This is a genomic window from Caulobacter sp. GW821-FHT11E11 (assembly GCF_058808315.1).
In genome coordinates this window covers 15688-36320 of record NZ_JBXARO010000010.1, presented here as the reverse complement: position 1 = coordinate 36320, position 20633 = coordinate 15688, and the positions used below count along the sequence as shown (strand labels likewise).

Here is a 20633-nt window from a genome sequence, read left to right as displayed (position 1 = left end):
ACCTCATAAGACCTATGAGACCAATTCCATTGTTCCGCGCGCTCCTCTGGGGTTCTTCGTGTTGCTAATCGAAACCCACTCGGAGGCCGTGATGGCGACCCCGCGCAAGCAACTCAAACTCGGCCACATGATCGAAGGCGCGGGCCGCACCTGGACCGATTGGCGCCACCCCGACGCCCAGCCCGGCGCCAGCACCGACTTCGCCTACTATGCCGAGGCCGCCCGCCTGGCAGAGCAAGGCAAGTTCGACTTCCTGTTCATCGCCGACAGCCTGTCGATCAACGCCAAATCCAGCCCGCACTATCTGAACCGCTTCGAGCCGGTCACGATCCTGTCGGCCCTGGCGGCGGTGACCAGGCACATCGGCCTGACCGCGACGATCACCATCAGCTACACCGAGCCCTTCAACCTGGCCCGGCAACTGGCCTCGCTGGACCACATCAGCGGCGGCCGCGCCGGCTGGAACGTAGTCACCTCCTGGCTTGAAGGCACGGCCGAAAACTTCAGCAAATCCGAGCACCTGGCCCACGATGTTCGCTATCGCCTGGCGGCCGAGTATCTCGACGTCGTCCAGGGCCTCTGGGACAGCTGGGAAGACGACGCCCTGGTCCACGACAAGGCCAGCGGCGTGTTCTTCGATCCCGACAAGCTCAACACCCTGGGCCACAAGGGCGAGTTCCTGTCGGTGAAGGGACCCCTGAACATCGCCCGCTCGCGTCAGGGCCAGCCGGTGATCTTCCAGGCGGGCGCGTCCGAAGACGGTCGCAACTTCGCCGCCAAGCGCGCCGACGCCATTTTCGTGGGCGACAGCGCCCTGCAGGACGCGCAAGCCTACTATGCCGACGTCAAGGCGCGCGCCGCGGGCTTTGGCCGCGATCCCGACAAGCTGTTCATCCTGCCCGCCCTGGCCCCGATCATCGGCTCCACCGAAGCCGAGGCCGAGGCGCGCTGGCAGGAACGCGCCGAGCTGGTCTCGGTCGAGGCGGCGCTGGGCATGCTGGGTCGCGGCTTCAACGACCATGACTTCAGCGTCTACGACCTGGACGCCCCCTTCCCCGACGTCTTCACCAAAGGCTTCAACAGCTCGCAGTCGGCGACGGTGAAGATCGCCAAGGCCGTGCAGGAAGAGAACCTCACCCTGCGCCAGGTGGCCCTGCGCTTCGCCACGCCGCGCGGCAATTTCGTCGGCACGCCCGAACAGATCGCCGACAAGTTCGAGCAATGGCTGGACGCCAAGGGCTCGGACGGCTTCGTCATCGGCCAGGCCCTGCCCGGCCAGTTCAAGCTGCTGGTCGAAGAGGTGATCCCGATCCTGCAAAGCCGGGGGATCTACCGCGAGGACTACGAAGGCTCGACCTTCCGCGACAATCTGGGTCTGGACGTTCCGACCAACCGCTATACCGCCGCCAAGACGGCCCGCGCCGTCGCCTGAGTACGCACGCGCCCCGACCGCCAAAGGTCGGGGCGTTTGAGCTTGCTGTCAGGAGGCATCCGCGAACCCCTTGGCGCGCAGCTTGAGCGTCCCGCCGCGCGGATCTTGCTCGAAGATCAGCCCGCCCTTGGCGCGCGAGCGTTCGGGGATGAAGTCGATCGTCACCCCGGCCGGCTCGCCCGAGGCGCTCACCCCCTCGATCTCGACCTGAGCTGCGGGCGTCCCGCCATGGTTGAAGGCCTCGATCTCGGCGACATAGCCGTGGGCGGTCGGCGTGACCTGCGTGAGGCGCACCTCGATGGCCGGCGGCCCTTTGACCCCGAACATCGCATCCCAGGCGGTCAAGCTGATCGCCGTGCCAGCCAGCACGAGGCCGATCCCTGCGGCGACCCATTCCAGCGGCGGGATGTCATTGGCCGGCGCGCGCTTGGACGGCGTCTTGCGCGGTGTCGGCTGGGGCGTGCGACGCGTGGCGCGGGTCCTGGCCATCAGACGACCAGCCGCGCGGTGGCCGCGCCGATCGCGGCGGGAAAGCCCAGGACGATGGTCATGGTGGCGATCTCATGGAGGGCGACGCCGTCGGTGCGTCCGAACGTCCACAGCAGATAGAGGCTCATCAGCAGCGCCACGCCATAGCCGGGCGCAGTGAAGGCCACGAAAGTCCGCGCGAAGCCGCCCGCCTCGCGTCGCCGGGTCTCTCCCGGGAAACCCAGCTGATAGACGAAGAGGTGCAGCAGCCCGACGGAGAATGCCATCAGGACAAGGGTCGCCAGGGGGCCCATCTGATAGGCGATCACGATCATCTCCTCGGTGGGCGCGACATTGAAGGCCAGGAAGGCCGCGCCGACCGCCATCAGGAAGAGCTCGCCCAGCGGTCCGGCGTCGGCCTTCTCACGCGCGCCAGGGCCATGCTCGCCCAGTTGCTTGCCAGCCAGCAGAGCGCCGACCGCCGCGGGCACGGCGCATAGCGAGACCTTGCCCAGGGCGCTCTGGACACGGCTTTCCTCGACGCTCAGCACGCCGAACAAGGCCAACAGCCCGGCCGACAGCAGAAAGCCCACGCCGAAGGCCGCCAGGGCGTCCAGCACCTCGTCCTTCAGGCGAAAGGTCGGTTCGAAGCCGGCGTAGTAGGACAGGCCGATCAGCATCGGCAGGGTCAGCAGCAGGAACACGAGCAGTCGCCAGCGTTCCACCGCCATGCCCAGAGACCACATCTCCATGGTCATCAGCAGCGGGAACGAGAATAGCAGCGCGCCGCCGAAGGCCCGGCTCAAGGCGCGGCCATAAGCAGCGTTGGCGTCCACGGTGTCTTTACTCCCTGACGATCCGCCGAGCCAACGGTCAGGCTTGGCCGCCGGTTCCGGGAACGTCGCCGCCACCCGAGGATTTGCAGACAGAGCGCTACCGGGGAGCCGCCGCCGCATGTCCATCGCCGATCGCCTCTGGTCGCCCTATTGCGGCGCAGGTCCCGTGCCGGCCGAGCTGTGGTCGCGCTGGAATCTCGACCCATTGGCGCTGCTTGTTCTGGCGGCGCTGGGCGGCTTGCTGCTGGCGGCATCGCAGAGCCGGAAGCTGGCCGTCGCGGCGATCCTGGTGCTGCTCGTCACGTTCGTCTCGCCGCTGTGCGCCCTGAGTTCGGCGCTGTTCGCCGCGCGCACCGTCCATCACGTGCTGCTGGTCGCGCTCGCCGCGCCCCTGATCGCCTGGGCCCTGCCCCGCAGCGAGGCCCCATCGCGCCTCCTGGCCTGGACAGCCGCCTTCGTCATCGTGTTCTGGGCCTGGCACGCGCCAGCCGCCTATGGACAGGCGATGTCGGATGATCTCGTCTACGCCCTGATGCAGGCCAGCCTGCTGGTCACGGCCGTCGGCGCGTGGCGGGCCGTCCGCGCCGCGCGCCCGGCCAGCGCCATCAGCGCGCTCCTGGCGACCACGGTGTTGATGGGCCTGCTGGGCGCGATCCTGACCTTCGCCCCGCGCGCGCTCTACGCGCCCCACGCCCTGACTACCGCCGCCTGGGGCCTGACGCCGCTGGGCGACCAGCAGATCGCGGGGCTGATCATGTGGATTCCGGCGGCGGGGGTCTATCTGGCCTGCGCCCTGTCGGTCCTGGCCGGGGTGCTGCGGCCCCGTCTGGCGGCCGCATGATCGACCGGCTGATCGAGAACGTCTTCGAATGGGCCGCCGGCCATGCCGACGAGGGCCGCTATTCGCCGGTGGCCATCGTCTTCCACTGGACCATGGCCGGCCTGGCCTTCTTCCAGCTGGGCTGGGGTTTCTGGATGGGCCGCGCGCCGGCCGGGGCGACAATGACGTCCGCCTACGAGCTTCACTACGCTGTCGGGATCCTGATGCTGGTCCTGGCCCTGGGACGGCTGGGCTGGCGGCTGTTCGCGCCGGACACGATCAACGACGCCGACAAGCCGGGCTGGGAGAGCACGGCGGCGCACGTCACCCACTATGTCTTCTACACTTGCCTGTTGGGACTGCCCCTGAGCGGCTGGGCGATGGTGTCGGCCACCGCGCGCGAGACGGATCTGGCCTTGCTGGGCGTCATCCCCTGGCCGCTGATGCCTCTGGAGGGCCTGGCCAACCCGACGCTTTGGGCCATCGAGGCCGTCGCCGAGTGGCTGCATTGGGGTTTCGTCGTCAGCTTGGTCCTGCTGATCCCGATCCATGCCGGGGCGGCGCTGAAGCGGCATTTCATCGATCGAGACGACGTCCTGCACGGGATGCTGCCGATCGTCCCGCAACTTCCGAAGCGCCAGACACGCTGGCGGCGTCGATGGCTGGCGCTGGAGAAGCGGATTGCCGCCGCAACCAGGCCGCCAGGGCGTCGACCTCGGCGGACGTGAGCTTGCGGGCGATCTCGCCCATCGCGCCGCGCGGATCGTTGCGCCGCTTGGCCAGTCGCCAGCGGTCCAGCTGCTCGCGGGTGTAAGCCTCGGGCTGCCCGGCCAGGGCGGGGCCGCCAAAGCCTACGCCCTGCCCCTGGTCGCCGTGGCAGGCGGCGCAGGGCTGGAGGCCGCGCGCGCGATCGCCCTGGCTCCAGAGCGGCGGCGCGAGTTCCGCGCCCTCGCCGGACGGCGCCGGCAGCGTGGCGTAGTAGGAGACCACCGCCCGCCGCGCCTGGTCGTCCAGCGCCTTGGCCACCGGGCTCATCACCGGGTCGGGGCGCAGGCCCGAGGCGTAGTCCTCCATCTGCTTCTGCAGATAGCCCGCCTCGATACCGGCCAGCCTGGGCTTCGAAACGCCGTCGCCGGCGCCGTCTAGTCTATGGCAAGAGAAGCAGGCGTTCGTCGCACCGCCGGCGCCGCCGCTCATGGCGATCGTGCGGCCCGTGGCGCTCAGCGCCTGGTCGGTCCGGCTGACGGGCCGCTCGCAGGCGGCCAGCGCGGTCAGGGCGAGAAGGATCAGGAGGCGGCGCACAGCGGCTTAACCGGCGACGCTTGGCCCGGTTCCGCCGGAACCTTGGCCGCGCGCGCGGGTTGAGCCTGCGAAATGGCTCCGGGGCGTGGCGAGACATGACGAACAAGACCGCCGCTGACGAGAGCTTCAGGGGTTGGCCGCCGCCAGTGCTGGACCCGGCCGGACCGTTCGCCGCGCCGCTGAACACCCTGACCTGGGGTCTGTTGGCCATGGCCGCGCTGGTGATGGTCGTGGTGTTGGCGGCCCTGGCCATCGCGCTGTTCGCGCCCCGCCCGTGGCGCCAGCGACTGGGCGGAGAGAAACTGATCTGGATCGCGGGCCTTGGCTTCCCAGTCGTGGTGCTGAGCGTGCTGCTGGTCTGGGGCCTGTCGCTGACCAACAAGCTCTCCGAAAGCCCGCAGCCGGGCGACCTGCGCGTGCGGGTGACCGGCGAGATGTGGTGGTGGCGGGTGGCCTATCTAGACGCCGCCGGTCGTGAGGTCTTCCAGGATGCCAACGAGATCCACGTGCCGGTCGGTCGGGCCATCGCCCTGGAACTGGAGTCGACCGATGTGATCCACAGCTTCTGGGTCCCGCGCCTGGCCGGCAAACTGGATATGATACCTGGCCGCCGGAATGTCCTGCGGATACAGGCCGATAGCCCGGGAACCTACAGCGGCCAGTGCGCCGAATACTGCGGCGGGGCCCACGCCCTGATGGCCTTCGTGGTCGTCGCCCATACGCCCGAGGGCTATGCCCGTTGGCGTGAACGCGCCGAGCGCCCCGCCATGCCGCAGCAGACAGTCGGCGAGACGGTGTTCGACAAGAGCGGCTGCGGCGCCTGCCACACGATCCGGGGCACATCGGCCAACGGCGTCGCCGGGCCGGACCTGACCCATGTCGGATCCCGCCGCACCCTGGGCGCGGGGATCCTGCCCAACGACACCGCGACGATGAACAGCTGGATCGCCGACAGCCAGGCCATGAAGCCGGGCAACCGCATGCCGGCCTATCCGATGTTGAGCGGCCAGGACCTGCGGGCCGTCTCGGCTTATTTGGAGAGCCTGAAGTGAGTGACGGCTCTGAGACCGGCTTCGATCGTACGATCTACGACCGCTTCCCCACCAAGGGCCGACGCCCCAAGGGCGAGGTCGAGGCGCTGGAGGAGATCTGGTGCGCGCCCAAGGGCTGGCAGTGGATCACCGCGATCAACAACAACTTCGTCGGCGTCTACTATGTCGGCGCGGCCATGCTGTTCTTCGTGCTGGCAGGGGTGCTGGCGCTGCTGATGCGCACCCAGTTGGCCCTGCCGCTGCAGGGCGTGCTGGCGCAGGAGACCTACAACCAGATCTTCACCATGCATGGCACGGTGATGATGTTCCTGTTCGCCGTGCCGGCGGTCGAGGCGCTGGGCGTGCTGCTGCTGCCGCAGATGCTGGGCGCGCGCGACCTGCCGTTCCCACGCCTGTCGGCCTACGCCTTCTGGGCCTATCTGATCGGTGGGCTGGCGTTCTTCTGCTCGCTGTTCTTCGGCCTGGCGCCGAACGGCGGCTGGTTCATGTATCCGCCCCTGACCTCGATGACCTATTCGCCGGGGATCAACGCCGACTTCTGGCTCTTGGGCATCGGCTTCATCGAGATCTCGGCCATCGCCGGGGCCATCGAGATCATCGTCGGGGTGCTGAAGACCCGCGCGCCGGGCATGAGCCTGGACAAGCTGCCGATCTTCGCCTGGGCCATGCTGGTGTTCGCCGGCATGATCATCATCGCCTTCCCGTCGGTGATCCTGGCCACCACCCTCCTGGAGCTGGAGCGGGCGCTGAACTGGCCGTTCTTCGACGCCACGCGCGGTGGCGATCCGATGCTGTGGCAGCACCTGTTCTGGTTCTTCGGTCACCCGGAGGTCTACATCATCTTCCTGCCAGCGGCCGGAGCCATGTCGACCATGATCCCGGCCGTGGCGCGCACGCCGCTGGTCGGCCACTGGATGGTGGTGCTGGCTTTCCTGGCCACGGGCTTCATCAGTTTCGGCGTCTGGGCCCACCACATGTTCACCACGGGCTTGCCGGGGACCTCGGTCGGCGTGTTCTCGGCCGCCTCGATGGCGGTAAGCTTGCCGGCCGGCGTGCAGGTCTTCGCCTGGATCGCCACCGTGGCGTCGGGGAAGATGCGGTTCAACACACCGGGCTTGTTCGTGCTGGGCTCGCTGCTGATCTTCGTGATGGGCGGCCTGACCGGGGTGATGGCGGCCATGGTCCCCTTCGACTGGCAGGCCCACGACACCTATTTCATCGTCGCCCACCTGCACTATGTGCTGATCGGCGGCATGGTCTTTCCGCTGTTCGCGGCAATCTATTACTGGACGCCGATGGTCTCCAGCCGGCCGCTGAGCGAGCGCTTAGGGCGCTGGACGTTCGGCCTGATGTTCGCCGGCATGCATCTGGCCTTCCTGCCCATGCACCTGTCGGGCCTGATGGGCATGCCGAGGCGGGTGTGGACCTACGCCCCCGGCCGCGACCTGGAGATTCCGAACCTGATCTCCAGCGTCGGGGCCTTCGTTTTCGCGGCCGGGGTGCTGATCTGGATCATCGACATGGTCCGGAACTTCCGCCCGTTCGGGAGCGACGCCGGCAATGTCTATGACGGTCCGGGCCTGGAATGGCTGCCGGCCGAGCTCTATTCGACGCGCAGCATCCCGCTGGTGACCTCGCTCTATCCGCTGTGGGACCAGAAGAACCTGGCCCGCGACGTCGTGGCCGGTCGCTACTTCCTGCCCAGCGCCCCGACCGGCGGACGCGAGACCCTGGTCACCAGCCCGGTCGAGGCCGAGCCACAGTATCTGCTGCCCATGCCCAAGCCGTCCGGCTGGCACGTCTGGGCGGCGGTGTTCACCGCGGGCTTCTTCCTGCTGCTAACCGTGCAGGCCTATGCGGCCAGCGTCATCAGCGGCGTGCTGGCGATCTGTTGCGTGATCCGCTGGTGCTGGTTCCTGGATCATCCCCTCCCGCAGAAAGAAGTCGATGTCGGCGCCGGACTGATGCTGCGGACCTACGCTAGCGGCCCGTCCAGCACCGGCTGGTGGGCGATGGTCATCACCCTGGTGGTGGCCGGCATGGTGCTGGCGATGAGCGTGTTCTCCTACGTCTTCCTGTGGAGCCGCTCGCAAGCGCCGTGGACCGCGCCGGTCGGGATCGAGACCCTGGCGGTCGCGGCGATGAACCTCGCGGCCGTCCTCTGCGCCTGGCTGGCCAGCCGCGTCTTGGCGAAGGCCCCTCGCCTCACCGTCCTGCTCACCGTGGCGGCCGGCGCGCTGGTCGCCGCAGCCTGGACCTTGGATCTGAAGGTCTGGCAGGGCACGGGTCTGTCGCCGGACCTCACCGCCCAAGGCGCGATCGTCCACGCCATGCAGGCCTGGCAGGGCTTCTTCGTCGCCGTCGGCGCGATCATGGCGGTCTATGTCGTGTTGCGCTGGCTGTTCGGCTATGTCGGCCCCGACCAGCCGGCGACCGTGCAATTGGTTGGCCTATTTCACGCCTACATCGCGGCCCAAGGCTTAGTGACCTTGAGCGTGCCGCGCCTGTTCGCGACGATCCCGGCATGAGCGCCTGGCGCACCCTGCTGGCGGGCCTCGTCGTGTGGCTGGTCCACTTCGCGATCGTCTATGCCCTGCCCAGCCTGGAGGCGATCGGCGCCGCCTCACCCACCAGCCTGAGGATCGCCCACGGCCTCGCGACTCTGGCGTGCCTCGGCGTCGTTGGGTTTCTGGCCTTCGTGGATTGGCGAAAGGCGCGTGCGGCCGACGACAGCGCGGCCTTCCGGCATCACATCGCCGCCTTGGGCGCGGCCATGGCCGGCGTCGCGATCGTCTGGCAATCGGCGCCGGCCTGGCTGAGCTAGGTCACTTCGTCGGCGCGACCCGCCAGACAGTGTTTGAGAGATCGTCGGCGATCAGCAGAATGCGCTTGGCTGGATCGAAGGCCACGCCAACCGGACGCCCGCGCGCCTTCTGGCCATCCAGGAAGCCGGTGACGAAGTCGACCGGCTTGCCGTTCGGACGACCATTGGCGAACGGGATCCAAACGACCTTGTAGCCGGACAGGTCCTGGCGGTTCCAGCTGCCATGCTCGCCGACGAACACGCCCTCCCGGAAGTCGCCGCCGAACCCGCCGTCGCGCGCGAAGCTGACGCCCAGCGCCGCCACGTGCGAGCCCAGGGCGTAGTCAGGCACAACAGCCTTGGCGACCATGTCCGGCTTCCGCGGATGGACGCGCGGATCGACGTTCTGGCCCCAGTAGCTGTAGGGCCAGCCGTAGAAGGCTCCGTCACGCACGGACGTCAGGTAGTCCGGCACCAGTTGCGGACCCAGCTCGTCTCGCTCATTGACTACGGCCCACAGGGCGTTGGTCGTGGGCTCGATGGTTAGGGCGGTGGGATTGCGGATGCCGTGGGCGATGGTGCGACGCGCGCCGGTCAGGCGGTCGATCTCCCAGACGACGGCCCGCTCCTCCTCGACGTCCAGGCCGCGCTCGCCGACATTGCTGTTGGAGCCGATGCCGACATAGAGCTTGCTTCCGTCGGCGCTGGCGACCAGCGACTTGGTCCAGTGGTGGTTGATCCGCGAGGGCAGCTTGGTGACCTCGACGCCCTTGACGGTGATCCTGGTCTGGCCCGGCTGGAAGGGGAAACGCAGCAAGGCGTCCTGGTTGGCCACGTAGAGCTGGCCATCGACGAAGGCCAGGCCGTAGGGCGCGTTGAGGCCCTCGATCAGCGTCTCCTTGACCTCGGCCCGGCCGTCGCCGTCGGCGTCGCGCAGTAGGGTGACGCGGTTGCCGCCCTTCACCTTGGTCTTGCCCTGGGCCTTGATGTAGCCGGCGATGATGTCCTTGGGCCGCACCTTGGGCGCCTGCGCGCCGCCAGAGCCCTCGGCCACCAGGATGTCGCCATTGGGCAGCACCAGCAGCTGGCGCGGGATCTTCAGGTCGGTGGCCAGGGCCGTGACCGCAAAGCCCCTGGGCGCGGTCGGGGTCGCGTTGTCCCAGCCGGCCGGCTTGGCGATCTTCATCGGCGGCAGCAGGGTCTGCTGCTGGTCGGGCAGCGGCGGCTTGCCGGCCCCGGTCTGGTCGAGGCCCGGATCGCTGCGGCCGCAACCCTGCAGGGCCAGCACCGAGGCGGCGAGGAGAAGCCAGCGCGCGCTCATCGGGCGATCCCCTCGATGCGTTGTTCCGAATAGCCGATCACGCCTGCGCCCAGCGCCGCCAGGGTCGAGACGATCGACAGGGTCAGGCCCAGCGATCCGACCGCGCTCCAACCGTCGTGGCTGTGCTGGAAGGCATTGATCAGGCCGGCGACGAACATCACCGCCACCACCGCCAGATAGGCCAGCGCCCGGCCGCGCGCGGCGCGTCCCGGGAAGAGGGCCGCGACGATCGCCCAGGCCAGGACCAGCCCCGCGAAGAAGCAGCCGCCGGCGATCAGCCAGGCCGAGAAGTTCGACCACTGGACCAGGGCGCTCTTCAGATAGGCGATGTCGGAGGCCAATCCCGCCGAAAACAGCGCCAGCGGAAACGCCAACAAAATGGCGTGGAGCGGATGGAGCGGCGTGGCGCCGATCCCTCTGGATATTGGCATGGAAGACTCCGCACGCGCGCCGCCTGTGGCGCTAGCGGAGCAATCCCTGGGCGCGCGATAGGTTTCACGGCCGCCTGAACGACCCGCGTTCGATGACGCGGGAACATCCGCCGTCGCCGGGACGTTGATCGATGGGCTTTCAGGATGACCACATGATATGGGCCGACAAGGCCAAGGCCGCGATGATCGCCGTCGTGCTGGCGAGCGCGGCGGCTCCCTTCGCCAACGCTTGCGCCGCCTCTTCACGCACCAGCGTCGCCGGTCCCGTGCTGGATGTTCCGGAGGCCGGCGTGCTTTGCGTGGCCCTGGGTCCGCGTCCCGAGCAGTGGGTGCGCGTGCGCCTGGCGGGTCCCGAACCCCTTGATCGCAAGCGCCTGATGGCGGCGGCCTTCTCCCGGCGCGTGCATTGCACGCAGACCGCCCAAGGCTGGTCCTGCCGCGTCGGGACCGAGGACCTGGCCGCCCTGGCCGGATCGCGCGAGACCGGCCTGACCGCCGCGAGCTGGCGCTAGGTGTCACGCGCCATGGATCGTCCCTATCGCTTCGCTCGCCTCGACGCCTCTGGTGAAGCCAGATCGGACCCCGTCTTCGCGCGCCTGATCGCAATCCACCACGCCGTGGAGACCGGCGTCGCCGACGCCGAGACCCTGGCGCGATGGGACGAGCTTCGCGCCGGCGTCCTGGATCTGGTCCAGGCCCTGTGGGCGCATCCCGTTCCGGTTTCACGCGCGGACGCCGAACGGCGCATACGGCTATGGATCGGCGAGTTCGCCGACAAGCATTGGCCCAGCACGGCCGTCCACTAGCCCAGCAGATTGCCCAGGCTGGCCGCCAGCTCGGCGCGTCGGAAGGGCTTGGTCAGCCTGGCCAGACGCAGTGGAATCCCGTCCTCCTCGGCATAGCCCGAGACGATCAGCACCGGCAGCTGGGGACATTCCTCGGCCAGGGCCAGCGCCAGCTCGGTGCCGCTGAGACCCGGCATGATGTGGTCGGTGACCACCAGCTGCGGGCACAGCCCGCCGCGGATCTTCTCCAACGCCTCCTCGGCCGAGCCCACTTCCACGACAAGATAGCCGAGGTCGGCGAGCATCTCGGCGGTGCTTAGCCGCACAGCGTCCTCGTCATCGACGATCAGCGCCACGCCAGCGCGGCCTGGCTCGCGCGAGCTCTCGACGATCCGAACATCGACCAGGATCGGACCGGCCCGGCTGACGGGCAGCAGAAGGTCGATTTCCGTGCCGACGCCCACCTGGCTGCGGATCAACACCGCGCCGCCCAGCTGCCGGGCCAGGCCTTCGACCATCGACAGGCCCAGGCCCGTGCCCTTGCCCACGCCCTTGGTGGAGAAGAACGGCTCGACCGCCTTGGCCAGGGTTGCCGCGTCCATGCCCGCGCCGGTGTCGCGGACCGACAGCCGGATATAGTCGCCGGGCTGAACGTCCGCCGCATGCCCTTCACCGACGGCCTCCAGAGACCCGACGATGCGAAGGGTCCCGCCATCGGCCATGGCGTCGCGGGCGTTCACGCTGAGATTCAGGAGCGCCATTTCCAACTGGTGCGGATCGGCGTGGGCATGGGGCAGGTCCTCGGCCAGATCGACCTCCAGCCGGACGCGCGCCCCCAGGGTGCTGGTGAGGAGTTCGCCCAGACCACGCACAAGCGCGCCGACGTCGACGGCTTTGGGCTGCAGGGGTTGGCGACGGGCGAAGGCCAGCAGGCGATGGACCAGGGTGCGAGCCCGCTCGGCCGATTGCAGGGCCGCCGCGATCAGGCGCGCCTCGCGCTCGCCGCCGAAGCCCCGCTGCTGCAACAGATCAAGGCTCCCCACGATCGGCGTGAGAAGGTTGTTGAAATCGTGCGCCACCCCGCCGGTCAGCTGGCCGATGGCCTCCATCTTCTGCGCCTGACGCAGTTGCTCCTGCGCTAGGGCGAGCTGGACCTCGGCCTGGACGCGCGTGGTGACGTCATAGGACGTGCTCGAGGCGCCGATCCGCTCGCCTTCGCTGTTCAGGAGCGGCGTGAAGCGGACCTCGTAGTTGCGCTTCTCGAAGGTGTCGTCGCCGAACTCGCCGACGACCACGAAGGTCTCGCCCTCCAGGGCCCTGGTCCAGATCGCCCGCTGCTGCTCGACCTGGTCGGGGATGTCGTCGAACAGCGCCAGGAAGTTGTCGCCAACCCTGGGCCGCTTGCCATAGACGCGCTCGAACGCTTCGACATTGGCCCGGTTGATGGCCAGGATCGTCCAGTCGGGACCGAGCGCCGTGATCGCCGCCGTCGAGGTCTCGACGATGTCGGCGTAGACCTTCTTCTCCGCCAGCACGTCGGCCACCCGATGCTCGAGAATGGCCGCCTCCGCCGAGGCGCGGATCCGCTCGATGTGGGCGGCGATCTGCTGGGCGAACAACGTGAACATGCCTCGGATCTCGGGCGTGTCGACGCGGTGAGGCTTGGGGTCGATGGCGCACAGCGTGCCGAACAGCTCACCGCTCGACAGGATGATCGGATAGGCGATGTAGCTCTGCAGGCCATAGGTGGCCGGCGTGTGGTGATCGCGATAGATCGGGTCGGCGGCGACCTCATCGATGACGATCGCGTCCCGCGTGCCTCGGACGGTGTCGCAGAGCGTGGTCTTGACCGGCAGCTCGCCGCCCGCCCCGAGACCAAAGGCGATCTCGTCGCGAACCTGGCAGGCCACCCAGCGACTGTCGGTGACGTGGGCGACGGCCGCGAAGCCCAGGCCCGTCGTGCGGCAGACGATCTCCAGGATAGCGTGTACGGCGTCGGACGCGCCGAGTTCCTTGAGAAGGGCTTGGATCTCCCTCTGTTGCGGCTGGCTCCTAACGACGATAGTACTCATTCCTCCTTCGTGCCTTGAGCGGCTTCGCCCCGCAAGCTTCACCGGAGCCATCCCTAGCTGCAAAGACCTCCGCGCCCGCTTTCCAGGTGCAGATGGTTGGCGTGGGCGGCGTTGTAGTCCGGCGACAGGGTGACGCCGAACAGCCGGCAGGCGTCGTCGCGCACCCGGCGCAGAAAGACCGCCTCGGCGCCCTGCCCGTTCCAGTGCTTCTCGACCGTGACGCGTCGACCGTCGGCCAGACGGAACCCCGCGATGTCTATGGCTTGGGCCCGGGCGTGGGCGCTGGGTCGACCCGTGACCGGATCGCCGACGCCGCGACAGGCATAGACGCCCAGGTGGTCGATCTGCCGGACCTCGGTTCCGAGCAGTTCACGGGCGGCCGGTCCCACCGACTGTCGCCGCCAGATGGCCACGGCGGCCGCCAGGTCACAGGCCATCATCGGCCGGGCCGGTGACAGGACCGGATCGATCCGAGGCGTAGCGTCGACAAGATTGCCGGCCCCGGTCACCTGGCAATAGGTTTTCTCGGTCCGATCGGCCACCGGCCGGAAGGTCAGCCCTGCGCCGGCCAGCCACGCCGCACAGGCCTGCGGCGTCTCGATCATGTTCAGCAGGCGCCCTCGGGTCGTGCCGTCGATCGGTTCGGTGATGTGGACGGGGCGGCGATCAAAGCCGAGCTCGGACAAAGGCTGGCAGGCCGCGCAGGCGAGCAACGCCAGAGCAGCCAGATGGGAACGCGCCGGCCTCAACGATCGCCGGCGTGCTCGGGTTTGCCCTTACGCTGGGTGTGGGCGAATTCCTCGAGCTGCTTTTCGCTCATCGACAGCATCGACTTGGACGCGCCCTTGAGCTTGCTCTTGGGCGTGTCGCCGCGCTTGGCGGAAAGCGCGGCGCCAGCGGCTTTCTGCTGGGCGGCGGACTTGGCGGGCATGGCGAAACTCCTGGCTCCACCAGTCAACGCGCCACTACCCATTCGGTGTCGTGATCAAGCGGCCTCGGGCCGGACGCTCTCGAACTTCGACGGGCTTGCCTGTATCCGCCGCGCCAGTCGCGCCTGGATCCGCTCCCAGGTCTTGAGCTTGATCGGCTCGCCCTTGCGCAGCTTGGTCCAGGTCGTCTCGCTGATCCCGTAGACGTCGGTCAGGTGCTCGCGGGTGACCGCCGGCAAGGCGGTCTTGAGCGCTTCGAAACGCTCGAGGCTGATGGTGATGGTCTGGACCACGCCTTACTCCAAAAGTATGCGCGGCCGGCGCTCAAAGGGGGGACGGCGCCGGCCGCTGACGATCGCTGGGGAAATGAGCGATCGTTATTCGCGCGCCGCCGAGGCGGGCTTACGGTAGTCGAGCGCCGGCGGGCGGTCGCCCAGCATGGCCTTGTAGGCGAAGCCCGGGCCGCGACGCTGGTCCAGCTCGGCCTTGGCCTTCTTGACGACGTCGGGGTTGGAGAACAGGTCCGCGCCCGTCAGGGCAAGGGTCTTGGCGGCGTTGACCGCGCCCTTGACGCCGATCGACGAGCCGGCGGCGGCCACGTTCTGCCAGCTGTGACCGGCCGAGCCCGGCACGAAGGTGGCGGTGCCCAGGCCCACGGTCGGCGTCACCCAGCTGATGTCGGAGACGTCGGTCGAGCCGCCGCCGCCTTCCAGTTCGACCTTGTAGGGCTCGATCGTCTTGACGGTGTCGATCGACGGCGCGCCGGGCAGGCTCTCCTGCATCTTCTTGGCGAAGGCCTGCTCCTCGGGGGTCCAGGTGATGCCGCCGACCTTGCGCAGGTTAGCGTCCATCACGCGGCCCAGCGTGTCGTTGGGCAGCAAGGCGTAGACGCCGCCTGTGATTTCCTTCTCGACCGTCGTGCCGGTGGCCAGCGCGGCGCCCTCTGCGGCCTTCTCGACACGAGCCCAGACGTCCTTGACGACGGCCGGATCGGGGTGGCGGACGTAGTAATAGACCTCGGCGAAGTTCGGCACGACGTTCGGGGCCGTGCCGCCGGCCGTGATCACGTAGTGGATCCGCGTCTTGTCCGGAGTGTGCTCGCGCAGGAAGTTGGTGGCGACGTCCATGACCTCGACGCCGTCCAGCGCCGAGCGGCCCTTCTCCGGCGCGCCGGCCGCGTGGGCCGAGATGCCGTGGAAGCGGAACTTCCCGCTGATATTGGCCATCGACACGCCCTGGACGGCCGAGTTCTCGTTGGCCGGGTGCCAGTGCAGCGTGGCGTCGACGTCGTTGAACAGTCCGTCGCGGACCAGATAGACCTTGCCCGAGCCGCCTTCTTCGGCGGGCGTGCCGAACACGCGCAACTCGCCCTTGATGTTGTTCTTGACCATCCACTCCTTCAGCGCGACCGCCGCGCCGACCGAGGCCGCGCCGAACAGGTTGTGGCCGCAGCCGTGCCCGGCGACCTGCCCGGGGATGCCGGTCTTCACCGGATCGGCCGTCTGGGCCAGGCCCGGCAAGGCGTCGAACTCGGCGAGGATGGCGATGACCGGGCCAGAGCCGTTCTTGAAGCTGCCCACGAAGGCGGTCGGTTCGCCCGCGATGCCGGCCTTCACGTCGAAGCCGGCGCTCTTCAGCTGGCCTTGCAGCAGGGCCGAGCTCTTGACCTCCTGATAGCCGACCTCGGCGAAGCCCCAGATCTTCAGGGCCGCGTCCTGGATCTGCGGCGCGTCGGCGTCGACGGCCTTCAGGATCTGGGCGCGGGCGGCGTCGGTGAGCGGCGCGGCGTGGGCCTGGGTCGCGAGCACGCTGGTGGCCATGCTGGCGGACAGGAGGGCGAGCTTCAGAGCGGAAAGCTTCATTGGAACGGTTTCCCCGGGTGGCGAAGGACGACGCCAAACGGGCGCCCACCTATATGACGTAGGGCCGCGTCCGCACCTCACCTGGGGTGTCTAATTTTTTATCAGGTCGCGCCGTGCGTCAGGCGCGCGGGCGCACCAGCTCGACCCGCTTGTCGTCGGCGCGGCCGACATCGGCCAGGCCATAGGTCTTGAGCGCGGCGACGAACGCGTCGATCTGGCCGGTCTTGAAGACGCCACTGACCGGCGTGGCGCTCAAGGCCGGATCCGACAGCAACAGCTTGCGGTCGGAGAAGCGGTTCATCTCGGCGACGACGGCCGACAGCGGCTCGCCATCGAACACCAGCCGGCCCTTCAGCCAGGCGGATTCCTTGGCGGTGTCGACGGTCGAGATCAGCCAGTCGGCGGGATCGGCGGCCACGAAGCGCGAGCCGGCCGACATCTCGACGCGGCGTTCACCCTGCGGCGCGTCAGCGGCGATGCGCACCCGGCCCTCGACCAGGGTCACCGACAGCTTGCCCGGATCCATCCGCACGTCGAACGCCGTGCCGACGGCCGTCACGCGCTTGTCGCCCGCCGCGACCACGAACGGACGCGAGGGATCCTTGGCGACCTGGAAGAAGGCCTGGCCGCGCAGCAGCGTCAGCCGACGCTCCTTGGCCCAGTGGTTCACGCGCACGGCGGAGTCGGTGCTGAGCGTCACGACCGAGTTGTCAGCGAGACGGAAGGTCGAGCGTTCGCCGACCGCGGTGCTGAACACCGGCTCTTCGGCTGGCAAGGCCGGCGCGGCGTCGCCGCCCAGCCAGCGCCTGCCGACGACAGCGCCGACGACAGCGGCGACCAGGGCGGCAGCGGCCAAGCCCAGGGTGCGGCGATCCAGATGCGGACGCTTGTCGCCGGCGCCCAGCGCATCGGCGCGCAAAGCCGCGAAGGCCGGATCGTTCTCGAGGCCGGAGACGCCATTCCAGGTGCGGTTGAGATCTTCCCACGCGACGGCGTTGCGCGCGTCGGCCTTCAGCCAGCGCTCGAACTCCCGCCGGTCGCGCGGCGGCACGTCATCGCCTTGCAGTCGCGCAAACCAGAGGGCGGCCGCGCTATCCGGGTCGTCGTGTATCTCGTTGCCCGACGTGGTCGACGTCATCCTGGTCTCGCAGACGCTCGTGCAGGTGACGCAGCGCCTTCATCACATGTTTCTCGACAGCGCTGACGGAGACCCCCAGGCGCTGGGCGACGAGCTTGTAGCTCATCTCCTCGAAGCGCACGAGAATGAAAACCCGTCGCGTGCGTTCCGGCAGCTCGTTGAGGGCCGCCATGGCGCGCGCCATCTGCTCACGTCCCTGTAAGACGCGTTCGGGCGATACTTCATCAACAGGATGATGAATTTCTTGCAGTTCGCAGTGATCGGAGCGTCGGCGGGTCTTATCGCGACGTCCGCGATCGATCAGAACATTGGCGGCGACCTCGAAGAGATAGCCCTCGACATTGTTCACGACGGCGCCCGGCTGACGCTTCTGGATGCGGAGCAGCACCTCCTGCACCAGGTCCTCGACGTCATTGGCGTGGGCGCGACGCGAGAAGAAGGCGCGAAGCGCGGGCGTGAAGCGCGCCCCGCTGTCCGACAGGTCGCGAGCCTGCTCGGGAGGCTGGGAGGGCTTGCGGCCCCAAATCATTGTTTACGCCCCGACATGACAGTCAGGTGAAATGGCTTTCTCGCCCCCGTCAAGGGCGGTTCCCCGGGTGAAGTCACCAGGACGCAACCTGTGACCTGTTGCCTATTGCGTATGCAACACGCGATCTTAGGCCGTCAGGATACGTTGCGAAGCATGGCGTACCGGCAAAGTAAGGCATGGTGCGCGCCCTCGACGGCGTGAGGTTCCAGGCCGCCAGGGGAGGTCGGGATTCGTTGTTGCCCAGGGTCAGAGGCTCGGAAGCGTGCGCGAGGCGCAGCGCCGTCTTGGCCCTGCTGTGCGCCACGGCCCTGACAACGACGCCGCCGGCGGCGGTCGCCGCGCCGCGACGTGCCGAGGTCACCCTCCGCTTCGACATCCCCGCGCAGCCCTTGAGTCAGGCGCTGAACCAGCTGGCGCTGCGCAGCGATCGCGAGATCCTGTTCTCCCCCGCCCTCACGCAGGGCAAGCGCAGCCAGGGCTTGTGGGGCGTGTTCACGGCCGAGACGGCGCTGGAGCGCCTGCTGGCGGGCTCTGGCCTGACCGTCCAGCTCGAGGGGCGCAGCTTCCTGGTGGTGCCGGTCGCACAACCCGCCAAGGCCCCTGCCCCCGATGCCCCGCCGGCGCCGCCACCACAGCCGGTCGCGATCGACCTCGTCGTCGTCACGGCCCTGAAGCGCTCTAGCCTGGTCCAGCAGACGCCGATCAGCATGACGGTGATCTCCGGCGAGCAGCTGTCCCGCGCCGGCATTGTCGACCTGGAAAAGGCCGGGCCGCTGCTGCCGGGCCTGAAGCTGATCTCCACCGCCTTTGGCCGCCGCCTGGTGCTGCGCGGCGTCTATGGCGCCGGTGAAGCGACGACCGGGCTCTATTACGACGAGACGCCGATGACCGGCCCGGTCGGCACCACGGCCGATCCGGGGGTGATGGCGCCGGAGCTGGCGCTGGTCGATGTCGACCGCGTCGAACTTCTGCGCGGACCACAGGGCACGCTCTATGGCTCGGGCGCCATGGGCGGAGCGCTGCGGATTTTGTTCAAGCGACCGGACCTGTCGGAGGACGCCGCCTCGATCGGCGCCTCGCTGTCCTCCGTTGCCCACGGCGGGCAAGGCGGCGGGGCGAACGCCGCGCTGAACGCCGTCGTGATCCCCGAGGCCCTGGCCGTCCGGCTCACCGCCTATGACCAACGCCAGCCCGGCGTGATCGACAACGTCCGGCTGGGGCTGAATGACGTTGACGCCTCCCGCGTGCGGGGCGTGCGGCTGGCGACGTTCTGGGCGCCGGGATCGCGGTTCTCGGCCCTGGTGTCGGCCACGCACCAGACCAGCCACCGCGACGACATCTCGGCCTGGAACGACACCGCCGGGCCTTGGCGGACCGTCCATGCCGCCCGTGCGCCCTTCGACGGCGACATCGACCTGGCGGCGGCGACCATGAAATGGCGCGGCGACGTCGTGGATCTGACGGCGGTGTCGTCCTGGTATCGCTGGCGCCTCACCCGCCGCTCCGACTACAGCGGCGTACTGCTGGGCGAGCGGACCAACGCGGCCGGCTGCATGCGGATGTTCAACCTGGCCCAGGCCTGCGACGGCATGCAGATGGCCAGCTACTCGGCCTATGTCGACAGCGTTTATCCGGCGATCCTGAACCAGCCGGCGGAGCTGACGGCGCAGATCCACGAGCTCCGCGCCTCGTCCGTCGGTGACGGTCCGTTGAGCTGGACGCTGGGCGCCTATCGCGAAGTGCGCGGTGACTCCATCGACAGCCAGGTCCGGCACGTGGATCCGGCCACTGGCGCCCTGACTGAGCCGCCGGTGCTGATCGGCCGCCGCGACATCGAGAACCATCTCTCCCAGAGCGCGGTCTTCGGCGAGATCTCCTACGCTGTCGCGCCGGAGACCCAGCTGACCCTGGGCGCGCGGCGCTTCGACTACGTCAAGCGCGACCGGGGCGCGGTGCAGATCGCCAATGTCGTGTCCGGCACCTGGGCCGATTATGGGATCGACGCGCGATCGCAGGAACAGGGCTGGAGCCTGAAGGCCCTGGCCAGCCGCCAGTTCGCACCGGGACTGTTCGGCTACGCCCAGGTCTCGCAGGGCTTCCGTCCGGGCGGCGTCAATGTCGTGCCCGGCCTGCCGGAGAGCCTGGCGGTCTACCGTTCGGATCGCCTCAGCAACTACGAGCTGGGCCTGAAGCTCCAGAGCGCCGACCGGCGTTTCACCGGCAACGTGGCGCTCTATCACATCACGTGGCGGGACATGCAGTACGCCGCCCAGACCCAGAACCGCGCCTTCAACTACGTCACCAATATCGGCGCGGCCCGCATCCACGGGCTGGAGGTCGAGGCCGCCGCCCAGCGCGTGATGGGCTGGGATCTGGCGGGCGCCCTGACCGTGACCGATGCGCGCCTGACCGCCGATCAGCTGACCAATACCGCGATCGGCCTTGGCCTGGAGGGCGACCGCCTGCCCACCGTGCCCCGGCTGACCGCCTCGGCCTCGATACAGCGCAGTTGGATCCTGTCCGGCGACCTGAAGGGCCGTCTGCGGTTCGACGGTTCCTATGCGGGCCTGGCGCGGTCGGCGTTCAACGCCGGCAACAGCGACTATCTGAAGATGGGCGGCTACGCCGTCTTCGGCGCCAGCTTCAGCCTGGAACACCGCGCCTGGACCCTGGACCTGTCGGTCGACAACCTGCTGGACCGGGCCGGCCGCGCCAACGCGGCGCGCAACACCTCCGGCCCGATCGAGTACTTCGGCGTGGCGCCGCGTATGCTCCGCGTGGGCATCGAACGTCGCTTCTGATCCGATCCCATCCTTTTTCGCGCGAGCGAAGTGAGGGAGCGTCTCGACCTTG

The 20633-nt window shown here is 68.7% G+C and carries 20 protein-coding genes and 1 pseudogene; 9 read left to right on the top strand and 12 right to left on the bottom strand.

Annotation, left to right across the window (positions count from 1 at the left end):
* Positions 1-91 precede the first annotated feature (91 nt).
* Positions 92-1432 carry an LLM class flavin-dependent oxidoreductase gene (locus AC1RR5_RS22815; RefSeq protein ID WP_492925347.1) on the top strand — a complete coding sequence of 447 codons (1341 nt, stop codon included), beginning with the start codon at positions 92-94 and terminating at the stop codon, positions 1430-1432.
* Between the two features lie 48 nt (positions 1433-1480).
* On the opposite strand, the gene AC1RR5_RS22810 is transcribed toward AC1RR5_RS22815, so the two are convergent.
* Both AC1RR5_RS22810 and AC1RR5_RS22805 read right to left on the bottom strand, forming a co-directional pair.
* Entirely contained in the window at positions 1481-1921 is a 441-nt protein-coding gene (locus AC1RR5_RS22810; protein ID WP_492925345.1) for a hypothetical protein, read from the bottom strand.
* Positions 1921-2736 carry a TIGR02587 family membrane protein gene (locus tag AC1RR5_RS22805; protein WP_492925343.1) on the bottom strand — a complete coding sequence of 272 codons (816 nt, stop codon included), beginning with the start codon at positions 2734-2736 and terminating at the stop codon, positions 1921-1923. The genes AC1RR5_RS22810 and AC1RR5_RS22805 overlap by 1 nt, the downstream gene beginning before the upstream one ends.
* A gap of 118 nt (positions 2737-2854) precedes the next feature.
* On the opposite strand from AC1RR5_RS22805, the gene AC1RR5_RS22800 reads away from it, so the two are divergent.
* Both AC1RR5_RS22800 and AC1RR5_RS22795 read left to right on the top strand, forming a co-directional pair.
* Entirely contained in the window at positions 2855-3577 is a 723-nt protein-coding gene (locus tag AC1RR5_RS22800) for a cytochrome c oxidase assembly protein (RefSeq protein WP_492925341.1), read from the top strand.
* Entirely contained in the window at positions 3574-4284 is a 711-nt protein-coding gene (locus AC1RR5_RS22795; protein ID WP_492925340.1) for a cytochrome b, read from the top strand. Before AC1RR5_RS22800 ends, AC1RR5_RS22795 begins: the two co-directional genes overlap by 4 nt.
* Positions 4285-4300: 16 nt before the next feature.
* On the opposite strand, the pseudogene AC1RR5_RS22790 reads toward AC1RR5_RS22795, so the two are convergent.
* Positions 4301-4753: pseudogene (locus AC1RR5_RS22790) on the bottom strand (c-type cytochrome); the annotation flags it as partial.
* A gap of 200 nt (positions 4754-4953) precedes the next feature.
* On the opposite strand from AC1RR5_RS22790, the gene coxB reads away from it, so the two are divergent.
* Genes coxB through AC1RR5_RS22775 form a run of 3 tightly spaced genes read left to right on the top strand, consistent with a single transcriptional unit; the run spans position 4954 to position 8734 of the window.
* Positions 4954-5910 (top strand): cytochrome c oxidase subunit II, encoded by a 957-nt coding sequence (gene coxB / locus AC1RR5_RS22785; protein WP_492925338.1) that lies wholly within the window; start codon positions 4954-4956, stop codon positions 5908-5910.
* Positions 5907-8438, top strand: coding sequence for a cbb3-type cytochrome c oxidase subunit I (locus AC1RR5_RS22780; protein ID WP_492925336.1), 2532 nt, complete (start codon positions 5907-5909; stop codon positions 8436-8438). The genes coxB and AC1RR5_RS22780 overlap by 4 nt, the downstream gene beginning before the upstream one ends.
* Positions 8435-8734 (top strand): hypothetical protein, encoded by a 300-nt coding sequence (locus AC1RR5_RS22775; RefSeq protein WP_492925334.1) that lies wholly within the window; start codon positions 8435-8437, stop codon positions 8732-8734. The genes AC1RR5_RS22780 and AC1RR5_RS22775 overlap by 4 nt, the downstream gene beginning before the upstream one ends.
* 1 nt (position 8735) lies before the next feature.
* Here AC1RR5_RS22775 and AC1RR5_RS22770 read toward each other — a convergent pair whose 3' ends face one another.
* Positions 8736-10034, bottom strand: a complete 1299-nt coding sequence (locus AC1RR5_RS22770) for a PQQ-dependent sugar dehydrogenase (RefSeq protein ID WP_492925332.1) — start codon at positions 10032-10034, stop codon at positions 8736-8738.
* Positions 10031-10465 carry a DUF2231 domain-containing protein gene (locus AC1RR5_RS22765; protein WP_492925330.1) on the bottom strand — a complete coding sequence of 145 codons (435 nt, stop codon included), beginning with the start codon at positions 10463-10465 and terminating at the stop codon, positions 10031-10033. The genes AC1RR5_RS22770 and AC1RR5_RS22765 overlap by 4 nt, the downstream gene beginning before the upstream one ends.
* A gap of 152 nt (positions 10466-10617) precedes the next feature.
* Here AC1RR5_RS22765 and AC1RR5_RS22760 point away from each other — a divergent pair, with 152 nt between their 5' ends.
* Positions 10618-10977, top strand: coding sequence for a hypothetical protein (locus tag AC1RR5_RS22760; protein ID WP_492925328.1), 360 nt, complete (start codon positions 10618-10620; stop codon positions 10975-10977).
* 12 nt (positions 10978-10989) lie between these two features.
* Positions 10990-11271 carry a hypothetical protein gene (locus AC1RR5_RS22755; protein WP_492925326.1) on the top strand — a complete coding sequence of 94 codons (282 nt, stop codon included), beginning with the start codon at positions 10990-10992 and terminating at the stop codon, positions 11269-11271.
* On the opposite strand, the gene AC1RR5_RS22750 is transcribed toward AC1RR5_RS22755, so the two are convergent.
* From AC1RR5_RS22750 to AC1RR5_RS22720, 7 genes are all read right to left on the bottom strand, one after another.
* Positions 11268-13322: an ATP-binding protein gene (locus AC1RR5_RS22750; RefSeq protein ID WP_492925324.1), complete on the bottom strand. Its 2055-nt coding sequence runs from the start codon at positions 13320-13322 to the stop codon at positions 11268-11270. The genes AC1RR5_RS22755 and AC1RR5_RS22750 overlap by 4 nt on opposite strands.
* Before the next feature lie 53 nt (positions 13323-13375).
* On the bottom strand, positions 13376-14035 hold the full coding sequence (locus AC1RR5_RS22745; RefSeq protein ID WP_492925322.1) for an extensin family protein: 660 nt from the start codon (positions 14033-14035) through the stop codon (positions 13376-13378).
* A gap of 32 nt (positions 14036-14067) precedes the next feature.
* A complete protein-coding gene (locus AC1RR5_RS22740) occupies positions 14068-14253 on the bottom strand; it encodes a DUF3008 family protein (RefSeq protein WP_492925321.1) in 186 nt (61 codons plus the stop codon).
* Positions 14254-14307: 54 nt separating this feature from the next.
* The gene (locus tag AC1RR5_RS22735; protein ID WP_492925319.1) at positions 14308-14544 is read right to left on the bottom strand and encodes a hypothetical protein; all 237 of its coding nucleotides are present in this window, start codon (positions 14542-14544) and stop codon (positions 14308-14310) included.
* Positions 14545-14628: 84 nt separating this feature from the next.
* Positions 14629-16113, bottom strand: coding sequence for an amidohydrolase (locus AC1RR5_RS22730; protein WP_492925317.1), 1485 nt, complete (start codon positions 16111-16113; stop codon positions 14629-14631).
* Between the two features lie 118 nt (positions 16114-16231).
* On the bottom strand, positions 16232-17251 hold the full coding sequence (locus tag AC1RR5_RS22725) for a FecR family protein (RefSeq protein ID WP_492925315.1): 1020 nt from the start codon (positions 17249-17251) through the stop codon (positions 16232-16234).
* The gene (locus AC1RR5_RS22720) at positions 17205-17780 is read right to left on the bottom strand and encodes an RNA polymerase sigma factor (RefSeq protein WP_492925313.1); all 576 of its coding nucleotides are present in this window, start codon (positions 17778-17780) and stop codon (positions 17205-17207) included. Before AC1RR5_RS22720 ends, AC1RR5_RS22725 begins: the two co-directional genes overlap by 47 nt.
* A 284-nt stretch (positions 17781-18064) precedes the next feature.
* Between AC1RR5_RS22720 and AC1RR5_RS22715 the strand changes: the two genes are divergently transcribed.
* Positions 18065-20581 carry a TonB-dependent receptor gene (locus tag AC1RR5_RS22715; RefSeq protein ID WP_492925311.1) on the top strand — a complete coding sequence of 839 codons (2517 nt, stop codon included), beginning with the start codon at positions 18065-18067 and terminating at the stop codon, positions 20579-20581.
* Positions 20582-20633: the final 52 nt, after the last annotated feature.